14 protein-coding genes are annotated in these 13,760 nt (G+C 59.5%); 6 read left to right on the top strand and 8 right to left on the bottom strand.

Annotation, left to right across the window (positions count from 1 at the left end):
- The 6 genes from D6858_RS02375 to D6858_RS02350 all read right to left on the bottom strand — a co-directional run bounded on the left by D6858_RS02375 (position 1) and on the right by D6858_RS02350 (position 6,676).
- The gene (locus D6858_RS02375; protein ID WP_120106854.1) at positions 1–2,529 is read right to left on the bottom strand and encodes a tellurite resistance TerB family protein; all 2,529 of its coding nucleotides are present in this window, start codon (positions 2,527–2,529) and stop codon (positions 1–3) included.
- Positions 2,530–2,635: 106 nt separating this feature from the next.
- Complete coding sequence (locus D6858_RS02370) at positions 2,636–3,178, bottom strand: 3'-5' exonuclease (protein ID WP_120106852.1); 543 nt, start codon at positions 3,176–3,178, stop codon at positions 2,636–2,638.
- The gene (locus D6858_RS02365; protein ID WP_120106850.1) at positions 3,178–4,341 is read right to left on the bottom strand and encodes a hypothetical protein; all 1,164 of its coding nucleotides are present in this window, start codon (positions 4,339–4,341) and stop codon (positions 3,178–3,180) included. The genes D6858_RS02370 and D6858_RS02365 overlap by 1 nt, the downstream gene beginning before the upstream one ends.
- Complete coding sequence (locus D6858_RS02360; RefSeq protein WP_120106848.1) at positions 4,341–5,237, bottom strand: AAA family ATPase; 897 nt, start codon at positions 5,235–5,237, stop codon at positions 4,341–4,343. The genes D6858_RS02365 and D6858_RS02360 overlap by 1 nt, the downstream gene beginning before the upstream one ends.
- Positions 5,234–5,728 carry an HORMA-1 domain-containing protein gene (locus tag D6858_RS02355; RefSeq protein ID WP_120106846.1) on the bottom strand — a complete coding sequence of 165 codons (495 nt, stop codon included), beginning with the start codon at positions 5,726–5,728 and terminating at the stop codon, positions 5,234–5,236. Before D6858_RS02355 ends, D6858_RS02360 begins: the two co-directional genes overlap by 4 nt.
- A gap of 3 nt (positions 5,729–5,731) precedes the next feature.
- Positions 5,732–6,676, bottom strand: coding sequence for a CBASS oligonucleotide cyclase (locus tag D6858_RS02350; RefSeq protein ID WP_120106844.1), 945 nt, complete (start codon positions 6,674–6,676; stop codon positions 5,732–5,734).
- Between the two features lie 214 nt (positions 6,677–6,890).
- Here D6858_RS02350 and D6858_RS02345 point away from each other — a divergent pair, with 214 nt between their 5' ends.
- The 6 genes from D6858_RS02345 to D6858_RS02320 all read left to right on the top strand — a co-directional run bounded on the left by D6858_RS02345 (position 6,891) and on the right by D6858_RS02320 (position 10,453).
- On the top strand, positions 6,891–7,955 hold the full coding sequence (locus D6858_RS02345; RefSeq protein ID WP_120106842.1) for a helix-turn-helix domain-containing protein: 1,065 nt from the start codon (positions 6,891–6,893) through the stop codon (positions 7,953–7,955).
- A 3-nt stretch (positions 7,956–7,958) separates the two neighbouring features.
- Positions 7,959–8,450: a PIN domain-containing protein gene (locus D6858_RS02340; RefSeq protein WP_120106840.1), complete on the top strand. Its 492-nt coding sequence runs from the start codon at positions 7,959–7,961 to the stop codon at positions 8,448–8,450.
- Between the two features lie 425 nt (positions 8,451–8,875).
- On the top strand, positions 8,876–9,520 hold the full coding sequence (locus D6858_RS02335; protein ID WP_007011047.1) for a S24 family peptidase: 645 nt from the start codon (positions 8,876–8,878) through the stop codon (positions 9,518–9,520).
- An 11-nt stretch (positions 9,521–9,531) separates the two neighbouring features.
- Positions 9,532–9,957 (top strand): thermonuclease family protein, encoded by a 426-nt coding sequence (locus D6858_RS16030; RefSeq protein ID WP_120106838.1) that lies wholly within the window; start codon positions 9,532–9,534, stop codon positions 9,955–9,957.
- Positions 9,948–10,256, top strand: coding sequence for a DUF5818 domain-containing protein (locus D6858_RS02325; RefSeq protein ID WP_120106836.1), 309 nt, complete (start codon positions 9,948–9,950; stop codon positions 10,254–10,256). The genes D6858_RS16030 and D6858_RS02325 overlap by 10 nt, the downstream gene beginning before the upstream one ends.
- Positions 10,256–10,453, top strand: coding sequence for a DUF6961 family protein (locus tag D6858_RS02320; RefSeq protein WP_120106834.1), 198 nt, complete (start codon positions 10,256–10,258; stop codon positions 10,451–10,453). The genes D6858_RS02325 and D6858_RS02320 overlap by 1 nt, the downstream gene beginning before the upstream one ends.
- A gap of 33 nt (positions 10,454–10,486) precedes the next feature.
- Here D6858_RS02320 and D6858_RS02315 read toward each other — a convergent pair whose 3' ends face one another.
- Both D6858_RS02315 and mobF read right to left on the bottom strand, forming a co-directional pair.
- On the bottom strand, positions 10,487–10,726 hold the full coding sequence (locus D6858_RS02315) for a hypothetical protein (protein WP_120106832.1): 240 nt from the start codon (positions 10,724–10,726) through the stop codon (positions 10,487–10,489).
- A gap of 72 nt (positions 10,727–10,798) precedes the next feature.
- Complete coding sequence (mobF, locus tag D6858_RS02310) at positions 10,799–13,735, bottom strand: MobF family relaxase (protein ID WP_120106829.1); 2,937 nt, start codon at positions 13,733–13,735, stop codon at positions 10,799–10,801.
- Positions 13,736–13,760: the final 25 nt, after the last annotated feature.

Genomic DNA, 13,760 nt, shown 5'->3' with positions numbered 1-13,760 from the left:
TTAATCCCCCTTCGCCATCTCGGCTCTCAACGTATCAGCTATGTCCGGCGATACGTCATATCCGTCATATTCATCGAGCAATGCTTCATCGAACTTATCGAAAGCCCACTCATTGACTACCTCAAGCGCGCCAGAGGGCATGAGCCCTTGCTTACCGGCGATCTCGTCAAACTCTTCGTCAGTCCAGTGTTCGCGCTGGATTATCTGCTCCACAAGCATCGCGTGCTTGGGATCGAGGCCAGCCATTGATGATGGAAAAGCATGTGCTGCGGTGGCCTCGTCGCTCACGTCTTCGTCGGTCGAAAAAATCTCGCCCAGTACGCTTGAAACGCGCTCGGTGTCATTTCGAATAGCGGCAATACGCGCCGCATCGAGGGAGGCCGCCTTTGCCTTTGGTTCATCGGGGATTTGTTCGCCGGGGACCTCCGCTTCGGCGGCCTTGACCCGGACAGGGCCATCGGCAACGTCTCCGGCATGAAGGTCAGCGTAGACGAGGCCAGCATCGATTCCTAATGCCTTGTAAATTTTCTCAATACTGGCGACTTCATCGGACTGAATAACGCCATCAGCATGGGCAATCGCGACAACTGCCGCGCGCAAAGCGAGATGATGCTCTGCATCTGCATCTTTCAGCTTACTGCGCAGCCATGACATGTCCGGCGGAACATCGAGATACCATTCGAGGTTGGCGTGAAGTCGCTTTCGTTCTAGCTCTGTCAGCCCTTTAGTTGCCTCGACCTTGTTGCGGAGGGCTCGGCGCTCTGCTTCCACGATCTTACTATCGGCATGTGCCACGAAGGTCGCCAGCGCTAGTTCGAACAATTCGGTTCGATAGGCCGGGGAGACGTCTTCAAGCTGTTCGACCGGCTCGCCGAGTTCGAAGATCACAACGGGTTCGTCGATCTTCGGTCCACGCAGTGAAAATCTTGGGTCGGGAGCCATGCCGAAGCCGATCCGGGCGAGTGCATCTGCTGCGCCAGTCAAGTTCCGCTTGCCGAGCTTCTCCCGCGTTTCTCCTTCCAGGCGCGAGATCACATCAAGTGCTGGGACCAACCCGCCTGCGGCTACTTGTTCGCGCGCCCAGTCCTTGAGTTCTTCCAACTCTTCTGACGGGAACAGACCCCAAAGCTCAGCAGGTAGCAGCGCCTGTGCTTCAATGCTCCCACGGCCATCTGGATTTCGTCCAAGATACCGGCTGAACTTGTCGAGTTCATCCATAGCCTCATCTGCGATTTTCTGCGCCTTCTGCACTGGCGACCGCAAATCAGTAACGTCGGGGATCGCCACATCTCCGCCATCTCCCGCCGTGAGATTGACCGAGCAATTGAACTCGCTGGATGCAGCACGATAGTCCATTTTCAGAAGCTTGCGAGGCGTTCGAACTTTCAAGCCATCAGGATAAAGCGCGTCGAACTTCAATTTGAAAAGTGCCTTGAATTCGTCACCGCAACGCTCGGCTGGAGTGCGAAGGCGTCGCTCTGGGTGGCAATGCAGCCAGAGATGCAGCCATTCGGCATCGAAGGCTTTGCCTTCGGCGATCATGCCGCCGAGCGCGAACTTCAGCGAAAATGGCAAGTCCCAGCTACGGTTCTCAAGGATCGCCTGCTTGAGTGTCGCATCGTCTAAGGAGATGCCGCCCATCGCCATGATACGCGCGATGTCGAGGAACTCACCGAGATACCTTTGGGCGGAGTAGTTATCGGCGAAAAGAACTTTCAGCCGTTCAACCTCTGCAACTATTTCCTGCTTCTCGTCGTCGGGTGGTTGATCGACCAGAAATCTGCGCTCCAGACCATAGAAGAACAGAAACATGTAGCCGGGATTGATCGTCCCATCTTGGCGACCACCAGCCAGCCAGTCGAGATAGGTGGCCCTGCACACGGCAGGAATGCTCGAGTACCCCGGCCAATATGACATGTTATCGCCATTCTTGTCCGACCCGGACCGCGCGACGGATAACGATGGATCGATATACGCTCGACAACTCTCACCATAGTATGAGGAGCCAATCCGTGGAGGGGTGCCGACGTAAACCATCCCATCGATGGTGCGATCTGCAATGGTGACGGCTTGCCCTTTGCGCACCCAACCTTGCGACCTTGCCAGTGGCTTTTCCTTCGGCTTTTTGGGCTTCGAATGCTGATTTAGAAATTGGTTCGCTTGGCTTTGCCGGGTCTGCTTTTCAGCGGTCCTTCGCTCCGCCGCCGCTTCAAGTTCGGCTCTCGCTTGCTGCCCGGCCCGGATAAGCTCGGCATTATTCTGTCGCGGCTGGTATGCTCCGGGTTGGCTCAGTTGTTCGTCTTCTCTCCCCAGCGGGACAGGGCTATTTGCGAGTACCTCCCGCTCTGAGATTTTGGTTGCGCGACGCTTTTCGTACCACCAGATGAAAGCAATCGGCGCGAGGAGTGCAAACAATGCTTCAAGCGCATCGGGTAGACTGTCCAATGCAATTGCCGCGATTATTACGCAAACAAAGAAAGAGACGACGTAAAGCGCGATAATGCGGATGATTTTCCAGACAATCGACATCCTTACTGCCTGCCATTTTGCGGATGAGAGGTCACGCTGATTTTCTGTTCGCAGAGTTACTCCTGACCACGCACGTTCGTATCACCCGCAATGACATCTGGTTGTGTCACCTCTTCGTGCGCGCCAAACGGAAGAGTTCCGCCTGTGCGAGTGCATCGTTGAGCGGATCGTGATCGCCTTCCAGGGCTGCACCCAACTGCTTGCGCATCTTGCTTGAGCGCGTCGCCTCCCAGCTCGTTCCGGCAGATCCCATGTAGTAGGCCTTGATGTCGAGAGCGGTGAAGCCGAACGGATTTCGGCGAAGAAAACGGTGAAAATAGTAGTTCACGAAGGACCAGTCGAAGGGCGCGTTGAAGCCGACAAATACGGGGGTGCCAGTCTCTCCGACCATCTGGCCAACCCAGATCTCGAAGCGCTCCATAGCTTGGACGGGTTCGAGCCCGGTGTGTTGCAGGATCTCCAGCGACAAGCCACTGACCTCAAGCGCCTTGGGATCGGCCCGGTCTGTGATCGGCTTCAGTAGGCATTCGAAACGCTGATCGGGTCTATCGACGGCGCATGCACCAATCGACAGTAGACTGAATTCACCGGGGATCGGCCCCGATGTCTCAACATCGACCGAGATGAATATCTCCTCGAACACAGTCATCAGATCAAAGGCTCCGGGGAGACCAGGGGCGGACGATTGCGGATCGCCTGCCAGTGAGTTCGAAACGCATCCCGACGCTCCTTCAGCGATAAACTGTCATCCCAAAGGAGGCCAGAAAAGGTCGTAATGTCGAAAGGCAAGTCCGTGCCAGCACGTCCCATCACCATCGTCGGTAGCGCGCGCCCGAAAGCATAGCCGAGTTCAAGAAAGCAATTGGGGCGCCCGCCGGTGATGTCGGCCAGTACCACTCTGCTACGATGAAGCTTTTCGAAAATCTCCTGGTCGACGCGAGGATAGTCGAAGGCCTGTTCGCCATCGATCACGACAAGACGATAGCCCAATTCGCCCTCGATGATCGGGCGAACGACGGTCTCAAAATGGTCTTCGACCGGGCGATAGTCCGGGTGCTTGTCATTGAGCAGCCGGACAGCGAAGGCCCGCGGTGGCTCCAATGCTTCGAGCAGTTCGATGAGCTGATTAACTCGCTCGTCGACTTTCTGCCGTGCCGGGAAGCGGATGCGATTGAGCCAGGCATGCGAATTTTGGTCGTCATTTGTGCGGAACAGACGTTCGGCTTGAGCGGGCTGCAGCCCGAACCGATAGAGCTGGCGTGCCCCTTCATGGTCTGTGGTGAGAGGCAGATCGAGCGGTATCACTGGCTTGCCCGCGGCATGATAGAGATTGGCGAGATAGAGCACTCCTTCACCGCCACCGAGCGTAATCAAGATATCGCCTGATCGCGCCTGGATTTCCATCCGCTTGCTGTTCATGTTCCATTGCGCGGCGTTTTCGATCTCGACCAGCGGGCTATCGCGCAACCGATCCCATAGCTCCGCCTGATCCTCGGGGATCTGGTCTTCGGTCTTGTAGTGCTGGACAGCGATGGCGAGCGGGCCGGCAATGTCGCCGGGGCGCCGAACGAGATTGGCATGTAGCGTCTGCCAGACTAGCCAGTCGAAACAGATGGGCATGGCGTCGGCATCGCGGCGCTTGTCGACGTCTATCGGAATGAGAAAGTTGGCACCGCGCTTGATCAGCGTCCTGACAAGGCCTTCGACCAGCTGCCGCGCGGCTTCGACATCGACCTTGGTTGCGATCTTCGGATCGGGGCTGATGCTGCCTGCAATGTGGATGCGACGTCCGGCGAGCGGCAAGCGAGCCATCACCGATCCTCCATAACCGGCGAGGCCTTGAGGGTCTGCGCTGCCTCGATCAGGTGATCGTAGTTCAACGCCTGCGCCGGAAAGGCCATGGACAAGGCGCGGGGATAGAGACGGGTGCGAATGTCCGAATAGGTCCAGGCGGGGTTATCGTTCTGCTCGCCCGTCGCCTTGACAAGTGCCTCAAGTTGTATCGCGTCAAGTTCAAGTGCGCCGAGGTCCATTTCGAACAGCGCCTTGCGCTGCTCTGCGTCCGGTCGACGGAATTCCTCGATGATCGCCGCGCGGCGGTGCAGGGCCGGGTCGAGGACCGAGAGGCGGTTGGTGCAGAGGAAGACAACGACGCGGCCGCCATAGTCGCGCAGACGATCAACGCCTTGGATGAGCGTGTTGACCGCCACCTTGTCTTCATGGTGGCTGTGATCCTGCGCGCGGGAGGCACCAAGACTGTCGCCCTCGTCGATGATCAGAATGGCGCGGCGATGTTTGCCAGCCGATTGCGCGACCTTGTGGAAGGCATCGGCCAAGAGCGTGCCCATTTCACCGACGAGGCCGCCGCCACGAACGCGGTTGCTGAGCTTGAAAAGGATCGAATCCTCGCTGCGGGATTCGGCAACAAGGCGATTGGCGATACATTCAGCCATAGCGGTCTTGCCGGTGCCGATATCGCCATGAAATATCACCAGCGGATATTGTTCGGCGACAAGCTCGGCCACCGCAAGCTTGCCCTTGTGATGCTTCTTGTTCCACGCCTGCAGTTCGCCGCTGTTGAGCAACAGGCGCAGCTGGTCATGAATTTTATCGAAGCGGGGCTTGAAGCCCAACAGGGTCTTCTCCCGCGCGAACAGCAGTTCGTCGGGGAGCGCCGTCTCGTTCTCGAAGGGACTTGGTTCGCTCATGCGGCCCAGTCCTTGCGCTGCACGCCATAGCTGTTGCTGGCATAGTCTCGCCCACCCTTGTTGGTCAGCATCCAGTGGCTGGTATCGTCTGTCGACTTAACCCAGTTGATGTCGAGCTTGGATTTCATTCTGGCCCGCGCTTCGTCGTCGTAGTCACTCGTATAGGAGAGGATGATGCGAAGGTAGGAATTGGCGATACGGGGCCACAAAACCCCGCCGGGGCGGCTCGACGTCCAGCTTGATGCGTCGGTATTGACCTCGAAGCGCGTGGCGCAGATTTCGGCGTCGCCGCTGAAGAGGGTAACATCGACGGATTTGAGATAGCCTTCCTTGGCGAGCAGTTCGATGTCGTGCGCATATTGGCGCGCCTTTTCGGGGGGCCATGCGCCCGTACTGTCACCGATCATCATCAGGTCGGAGCGCACACGGGTGACGACCTTCTCGATATCGGCCGTGGTGTAAGTGCTGGTTCTGGTTGCGGTCTGGCTCATGGCTCAGTCCTCCGTCTTGAAGCGCGGGCCGAAAATCTCTTTCCAGACCTCATTGTCGTTTTCCGCAGAGGCGAAGCTGGCAGTTTCCCAAGCCTCGTTCGCGGCCGCGACGATGTCGCGCCGTTCCTGCTCGGACAGGCGGCTGGCCACATTATTCTGGCTGGACACCGGATCGAGGATCACCACCGGGTCGTTGAACTCGCCGAGCGGGAGGGTGTTTTCAGGAAAGCTGATCTCGTCCAGGAGACCCGACTGGGCGATATAGAGCAGGAAATTGCGGAAGCGCTGGTCGATGCTGCCGCCAGTGCCCTGCGTATCGAGCACATGGGCCATGATCAGTTCGATGGTGAAGGATTTGAGCTTTGTGATGCCATGGTGGTTGCGCCATTTCTTGGCCATGCGCACGAGCGTGCGAAAGTCGCCGTCCACATCCTTGCGGTCGCGCACGAACTTGATCTGGCCAGGTGCGCAGGTCTCGACCGGATCGCCGGTTTGAAGGTCGAACTGCCAGCCATAGCCGGGCCGGTCGGGATCTTCGATCACCGGCACGATGTCGACGCTGAGGCCGGTGCCAGCGAAGGTGACGGTTGCGGCCTTGCGCTGGATTTCGAAGTCTTCAACCGACTTGGTCGGATATTGCTTGATCAGCAGTTCGTAGATCGTGTCGTTGAGGCTTTGCAGAGTTTCCTGGTCCGCATCCATGTCGGCGATATAGACCACGACATCGACATCAACCGGGTCGACCGAAGTCTTGCGCAGGATGGTGTATTTGGCGAAGGAACCGGCCTTGACGACCTTGGTGATCTTGACCTCGGTCCGGTTGCGCAACGACTTGCACAATTCCGTGACCAGACGGTCGACCTGCTCGTGATATTCCTTGCGCTTGTCCGCCGGCAGGCGAAGCACATTGCAGTCGTAATAGCGCAGCGCGGTATTGCTCAATGCCATCTTGGGCACTCCCTGAACATTCGCGCGCTGGCTCGCCGGTTGCGCCGGTATCGGGTCCCGGCTGCGGGGCGTTTCATCGCGCTTCGGTTTACAAACCCGATATCTTGGGCCTCATAATCGCACATTTAGGATGGCATTAAACCATTTCAAGGGGTTTCGGTTTACAAAAATATTTCTATATGGCAGTTTGTAAACTGCATCGCAGGAGGTCGATATGATAGGACGCAAGCTCAAGGTGGCGCGCTCGGCCGCCGGCCTGTCGCTGCGCGGGCTCGCTGAGGCGATCGACAACCGCGTGTCCGCCCAGGCCATCGGCAAATATGAGCGCGACGAGGCCATGCCGGGTTCGGGTGTGCTGATTGCGCTTGCCGATGCATTGGGCGTGTCGGTCGATTATCTGCTGAGCGCAGAGGAACTCGAGCTCGAAGGGGTCGACTTTCGCAAGAAGGCGATCGCTTCGGCGCGCGAGGAAGCCCAGCTCGAAGCGCGCACGATCCATATGCTCGAACGCTATCTGGCAGTTGAGGACATGCTCAACCTGCGCAGCGTCGATTGGGAGCAGCCGCGCAGCGCGCCGCATCCGGTTGCAGATTTGCGGGATGCGGAAGACGCGGCGCGCTCGGTGCGCGAGGACTGGGGGCTGGGCAATGATCCCATTCCCAAACTGTCGGAACTGCTGGAAGAGCGCGGGATAAAGGTGATGTCGCTCGATCTCGACGAGATCGACGGGCTGGCCGCCAAGGTTAGACGCAAAGACCGGGCTGCCTCACGAGTGATCGTCATCAAAAAGAGTTCGTGGTCCGAGCGCAAGAGATTCAATCTTGCACATGAACTTGGCCATATGGTTCTGGCACCCGAAGGCGGTGTCGACGAAGAGAAGGCAGCGCATCGCTTTGCCGGTGCCTTTCTGATGCCTGCCGATGTGCTGCGTTCAGAGGTCGGCGCTCATCGATCGTCAATCAGCATTGGCGAACTGGTTGCGCTCAAGGAACGATTTGGCGTGAGCATCCAGGCGCTGGCTTATCGCTGCAAGGACGTGGGCATCTTGAGCCAGGCGTCGCTGGGAAAACTGTTCCGCATATTCGCCGAACGGGGCTGGCGCTCGCCGCCTTATGAGGAGCCAGCGCGGATGGAACCTGAAGAAGAGGAGCCTCGCCGGTTCGAACGGCTGTGCTATAGAGCATTGGCAGAGCAAGTAATTGGAGAGGCTCGGGCAGCGGAACTGCTCGGCATTTCCGTGCGCGAGCTCGATGCGCGACTGGATCAGAACATGGTGTAGCCTTTGCCCGTCCTCGTTTCGGATACTTCTGTGATTATCGATCTGGAACGAGGCGGGTTTCTCGAAGACCTCTTTCGCCTGCCCTATGCATTCGCGGTTCCCGATCTGCTGTTTCACCGCGAACTGCGAGGGGAGCTAGGCGATCGATTGGTTGCACTCGGTCTGATTATCCAAGAACTTGACCCTGCCGAACTAACGCGTGCCATTGCCGTACGCCGGGAGCGCACAGTTCTATCCGCGCCCGACACCTTTGCCTTTGCGATTGCCGAGCAGCGGCGTTGGGCACTGCTGACCGGCGATGGTGCTCTGAGGCGCCTTGCGGCCGATAGCGGAGTTGAAACGCATGGCCTGCTCTGGCTATGCGACCGCTTCGAGGAACATGAAGTGCTTGGCTATACGCAGTTGCATGCAGGGCTGAAGACGATCTCGACGCATCCGCGCTGCCGATTGCCGGCAGCCGAAGTACGTGTGCGCCTCAATCGTTACTCAGTCTGACGATGCTGTCGTGACGCCCGAGGTCAGCCGGATGGCAATCGGCTCCGTTGCCATTGTCCGTAACTCCTGAATGATTGACGGTTCCGAACAGTGCAATCTGGGCAGATCAACGACCGTTTTGTTGGCGAGAGCAGACAGTAGGAGCTCAGCCCCTTTCCGCCAGAAATTGCCTCACCCGCTCCTGCGTTTTGCGCCTCGGCCGGCGCCCTTCGCGAAGATCCTGAACAAACCGGGGGTCCCCAACGGCCAGCCTACCAAACATGCTGGCCTTCGTACCGCTTCGCGCCAAATAGCCCTCAATCTGGTCCAGGAGCTCCATCGCCTTCGACTCGCTTTCCGCTTGTGTTCTTGTTATGTTCTTATTAGGAAGGCTTCCTAGAGTCTAGGATCGAATTTCCTAGACGGATGCGATAGGACCCGCAGCGATGGAAGATGCACGTAAAGCCCTGGACGATCTGATCCAGCAACGAGGATGTAATTACTCGTCGATCTCCCGCCTTCTCGGACGCAACGCGGCCTACATCCAGCAATACATTCGCCGCGGCAGTCCCCGGCAGTTGGACGAGCAGGACCGCTCCGTGCTCGCCCGCTTCTTCGGAGTAGACGAGAAGATCCTCGGCGCTCCCGAACGGCGATCCGGCCCGGTCGTCGAACTGGTCCATGTCCCGGTTCTCGATGTCGAGGCCTCGGCAGGGCACGGCGCTTTGGCCGAAATGGAATCCAAATGCGCCCAGTTCGGGTTCGACGAGAAGTGGCTGCGCCGTCTGACCGCAAGCAAGGCGACGAGCCTTTCGATCATCGCCGTGCACGGGGATTCGATGGAGCCAACGCTGCATGACGGCGATGAAGTCATGGTCGATCTCAACGATGGGCAGTCGCGGCTGCGCGACGGGATCTATGTGCTGCGCATGGACGACATGCTCAGCGTCAAGCGGGTCGCAATCGAGCCGCAAGGCAAGCGGGTCTCGGTGCTCAGCGACAATCCGGCCTATCCCAGTTGGCGCGGACTGGAGAAGCGGACGATCAATATTGTCGGCCGCGTGCTTTGGTTCGGCCGCGCGCTTCGCTAGGTAGCTCGCCAATGCTTGCCCTCCTCGCTGCCTCGATCGTCGCTGCTGGCCAGACCTTTACCTGCACACCCACGCATGTCTGGGATGGCGACGGGCCTATATGGTGCGCCGAAGGCCCCCATGTCCGCATTGCAGGGATCGCCGCACGCGAAATGGACGGAACATGCCGAACCAACCAGCCCTGCCCCGACGCGTCGGCAATCGAAGCGCGTAACGCTCTTGTCGATCTTCTTGGCGGCCCTCGCGGGACCATCTCGACAGGGCATGTCGTAGTTCGTGGACCGAGATTGACATGCCGGTCGGAAGGTTCGGCAGGCGGCAACCGGACGGCTGCCTGGTGCCGACTGCCGAACGGAGCCGATCTCTCCTGCGCGATGATCCAGACACGCACAGTGCTGCGTTGGGATCGCTACTGGAAAGGGCCCGCATGCCGCTAGGCCCGGAACTCTGTCTGACAGGCCGTCTTGCCGAAGGCCCCTTCGGACTTGAACTCCATTCGGGCGGCGGGGTGTGGGAGCTCGACACCGGGCGTGGAGCACGCCGGTTGCTCGGATGCGAAGTGGAAGTCTCCGGACGCCGCGCCGGGTTCAACGAGTTCATCTGCGATCATATCTGGCCAGCAGGGCAACCCCGCCCTCCTCGCTCCAAATTCAATATCGAACTTCTCTTGGCGTGCGGTGTCGTGGGCTACGGTTTGATCGCGTTCTTCCTCGGCCTTGTTGGACGTCTCGGCTGATGCTGAGCGATTGGGAACTCTGGGCTTGTGCCAACCAGGTCCTGAAAACCCATGGTGAGAATGCACCGCTTCATGTCGCCGAACAGATCGGCGCGCTCGCACTGATTGAGGACGAGGCGGGCATCGCCACTTGGAAAGCCATCGCCAAACGCGTTGCAGAGCTGATGGGGAAGGATCGCCCGACGCGCCTGCAATAAGCCAATATTACCTCAGCCACATCTCAATGCTGGTCAGCCCATCGGCGAGAGATCGCCTGGAAAGAGAGTGGGCTGCGAGCTCCTGCTGGCATTCCCCTCGCCTTCGATCTCCAAACCCTGCATGCGTTCAACCAGGTGGCGCGCGAGATCGAGACGAGCATTGCGCTGGGTTCGCGGGTCGTCAGCGCCGAGCCCGACAAGCGTTGCTTCGGACGCAACTGCAAGCGCGACTTCGATATGCGTGAACAGGATTTCATCGGCGATTCGGGACATGTTTGGAATGAGAACAAAAACAGAACTCATAGTCAACCGGCGCCATATGGACCCATTCGGATCGCAGCTACGTCAGATCCCGATTTCGAAGGGCTTGGTGAGCGAGCGATCGAGTTCGGGCGGCTCGCGGGCCGGTTCTTGCGAACGATCAGGCGCCTTGCCCTTCGCCTGGCCCATTGCTGCCGCATCCCGCAGCTGATTGACCGTTTCGAGTGCCGAGCGCTTCATTCCTGGATTGCGCTCAACAGCTGCTTCGAGCTTGCCCGCATTGTCGACAAACAGGGTCAGACCATCGCGCAGGCGGGTTATCGTCACGAGAAATGTCTGCTGGTTGGCAAGATTGCGTTCGCGGCTATCCATGACGGCGATCCCGCGGTCGGAGGTCAGACCCTGTGCCATGTGCGCATTGAGCGCGTAGGCGAGATCAAGACGCTTGAGCATGGGGTCGCCCAGACCAAGCAGGTGTTCGGCGCCAAGCGAGGTTTTCACTGTGACACCGTTCGGATCAACCGCCACGATGCGCGCCTGATCGGCGTTGAGCAGGCCGCGCTTGTGATCGGTCGCCGTCCAGCGAATGCGATCACCATCGTGGATTTCGAGTGGGCGAACCTCAAACAGGCGCAGGGGATCCTGCTCACCCTGCGGTCGCATCTGGCCCGGCCGGAATTCAAAGCGCTTGCCCCGCTCGTTCTGCAGCATCACGCGTTCGCGGGTCGGATCGGTTTCGATCACATCATAGCGGCCCTTCTGCAGCCCCTGCCCCCTTTGCCGGCGGTCGACTTCGAGTACCATGCCGGCCGCATAGCTGCGCGCATAGCGCATTTCCTCACGCGTCAGATTGACGCGCGACAGCACAGTGAGACCCAAGGAACCCGATCCCAATTCTCCATTGGCCTTGAGCCCAGTCTGGACGGCGTCATTCACCTGTCCGCGCAAGTTGCGACCCGACGCATATATGGCGGTCACCTCCCGCTCTGCAGGCGAAAGCGATAGCCAGGCCGCCGCGGCGTCAACGGCAGCTGTATTGCCCGACGCGACAACATGCGGGCCAAGATGTCGCAAGGCCTCGTCGATATTTCCGCCCTGCGCTGCATATTGAGCGTCGCGCAACGACTTATCGCGGGCCCGGAGATTGGTGTTCATGGTGGCGGTTTCGACGCCTGCCTTCTGCATGACGTCGAAGGGTTTGCCCGCATCGACAGCGCCCAATTGCTTCCTGTCCCCTATGCTGGCGAAGCGGTCGAGCTGAAGCAGATTGGCGAGGCGCACCAGCTTTTCCTTGTCGGCATTGCCGACCATCGAGGCTTCGTCGAGTAGCACCATGGTACCGCGGAGAGACGCGCGAGCTTCGGCAAGCCTCGCCTGGTCTGCTCCTTCCAGAAGGCCCTGATGTTGGCGTAGAAAGCGCGCGACCGTCATCGAGGGAATGCCGGTGTCACGTTCAAGCATCTGCACGAGCGTGTTTTGGACTGCGAGCCCGAGCACGGACCTGCCTTCCTCGCGCAAGATGTCCGCCACAGGTTTGAGGACGGTACTCTTGCCGGCACCCGCCACACCCTGAATGGCGACAATCCGGTTGTGCGAGGCGAGAAGCAGGCGCCCTGCCCCTTCCTGGCCAGGGTTCAAGGTCAGGCCATATTTGAGCTGAGAGAGCGCCTGTAGCCGCCCTCCGGCCACATCAGCTGCGACCACGGCAGTTCCATGCCCGCGTCCGTGCTCGACGGCGGCGATGATGCGCTGCTCGAGCCCGATCGCATCGCGGGTTGTGACAAGATTGCGATCTGCACCCTTGCCTTTCTGCAGGTGGCCCTGGTGCAGCAATTGGTCGACGCGGTGTTCGATATCGGCAAGAGTTGTGGGCAAGGCGAAGCCTAGCGCTGAGCGATATATCTCGGTCCGCGAGAAGGCCGCCTCGCGCTCGCCCAAGTGCCTGATCGCCGATGCGACCGCATGAACGGCCGCGATCTGCTCGGGCGTCCGGCGCCCCATGTCGCGAGGCACAAGCGGGTCGCCCTGACGTAGCCCCAGATGCTCCGCAAAGGTCGCAGCCAAAAGGCGCGCGCGCTGGCCGATCGATCGTACTGAATTTCCAATTCCGGAGACGGAGCCAATGTCGGTGGCGGCCCGTGCATTGGCCTGTGAAATGACAAGCCTCGGATCAAAGCCCAACTGTGCCGCTGCCTCGCGCCATTGGTTCACGAGAGCCTGGCGGTCCGCCACTGGTCCCTTATCCGCGCGGGTCATCAATGTGGCTGCATCCAATGCGGCCGGACCTTTTGCCTCCATGGTCGAGTATGCCTCGAGAATCTCGGCGCGGCGCGAACTGAAGGCGTCACGAACGGGTTTTGGGACGCCCACCGCTTCGAAATTGCCATGCTTGCCGAATTCGCCAACCTGGTAGCCGAGCTTTTCTACGGCCAAGCGGAAACGCGCCATGTTCATGGAATTGAGCAGCGTGTTGTGCTCCCAGAGTTTGTCATTCCTCAGTGCTCGCCACTTGCCATCGGGTCCCCGGGTGACATTGGCAACCACGGCGTGAAAGTGCGCGTTGGGCTCCTGATTACGGTTTGTATCGTGCTGGAAAAGTCCGATCACGAGATTGCGCGTCGCGACCACCCGTTCCTTGCCTCGGACATCCATGCGGGTTTCGGCGAGATTTTTCTCGGCCCAGGCCAGCGTCTCGCGGACGGCCGCGCCGTAGGCATCGAGGATACGTCTGTCGCCGCCGACGAGGGCAAGGATGGACCAACTCTTGGGCATCGAAAATGTGAGGTCGGTACCGGCGCGATGCGCCCTGTTATCGCTCCCGACACGGCTTCCGTCGGGCAGCATGCCCTTGAGCACGGCCTCGAACTGCGAGGCTTCGATAACGCCTCGCAGGCCCAGCGTCTCCGCGCCTTTGCCAAGCCACTGGCCAGATCTCTCGGCATCGGCGCGGGTATAGTAATTGTCGGCGGCAAAGTAGTTGGCAGCGCCGCTGGCGGTACGGACATTGGCTACAGAGAGCATCAGGTCTCACTCCGCCAGGCGGCAT

It is taken from the genome of Tsuneonella suprasediminis, from assembly GCF_003605755.1.
In the GTDB taxonomy this organism is placed as follows: domain Bacteria; phylum Pseudomonadota; class Alphaproteobacteria; order Sphingomonadales; family Sphingomonadaceae; genus Tsuneonella; species Tsuneonella suprasediminis.
The sequence above is the reverse complement of the archived record's forward strand: the minus strand, read 5'-3'. Positions and strand labels throughout refer to the sequence as shown.

Coding starts and splice junctions, on each gene's coding strand:
- D6858_RS02375 (WP_120106854.1), bottom strand. CDS start 2,529: ATGTCGATTGTCTGGAAAATCATCCGCATTATCGCGCTTTACGTCGTC.
- D6858_RS02370 (WP_120106852.1), bottom strand. CDS start 3,178: ATGACTGTGTTCGAGGAGATATTCATCTCGGTCGATGTTGAGACATCG.
- D6858_RS02365 (WP_120106850.1), bottom strand. CDS start 4,341: ATGGCTCGCTTGCCGCTCGCCGGACGTCGCATCCACATTGCAGGCAGC.
- D6858_RS02360 (WP_120106848.1), bottom strand. CDS start 5,237: ATGAGCGAACCAAGTCCCTTCGAGAACGAGACGGCGCTCCCCGACGAA.
- D6858_RS02355 (WP_120106846.1), bottom strand. CDS start 5,728: ATGAGCCAGACCGCAACCAGAACCAGCACTTACACCACGGCCGATATC.
- D6858_RS02350 (WP_120106844.1), bottom strand. CDS start 6,676: ATGGCATTGAGCAATACCGCGCTGCGCTATTACGACTGCAATGTGCTT.
- D6858_RS02345 (WP_120106842.1), top strand. CDS start 6,891: ATGATAGGACGCAAGCTCAAGGTGGCGCGCTCGGCCGCCGGCCTGTCG.
- D6858_RS02335 (WP_007011047.1), top strand. CDS start 8,876: ATGGAAGATGCACGTAAAGCCCTGGACGATCTGATCCAGCAACGAGGA.
- D6858_RS16030 (WP_120106838.1), top strand. CDS start 9,532: ATGCTTGCCCTCCTCGCTGCCTCGATCGTCGCTGCTGGCCAGACCTTT.
- D6858_RS02325 (WP_120106836.1), top strand. CDS start 9,948: ATGCCGCTAGGCCCGGAACTCTGTCTGACAGGCCGTCTTGCCGAAGGC.
- D6858_RS02320 (WP_120106834.1), top strand. CDS start 10,256: ATGCTGAGCGATTGGGAACTCTGGGCTTGTGCCAACCAGGTCCTGAAA.
- D6858_RS02315 (WP_120106832.1), bottom strand. CDS start 10,726: ATGTCCCGAATCGCCGATGAAATCCTGTTCACGCATATCGAAGTCGCG.
- mobF (WP_120106829.1), bottom strand. CDS start 13,735: ATGCTCTCTGTAGCCAATGTCCGTACCGCCAGCGGCGCTGCCAACTAC.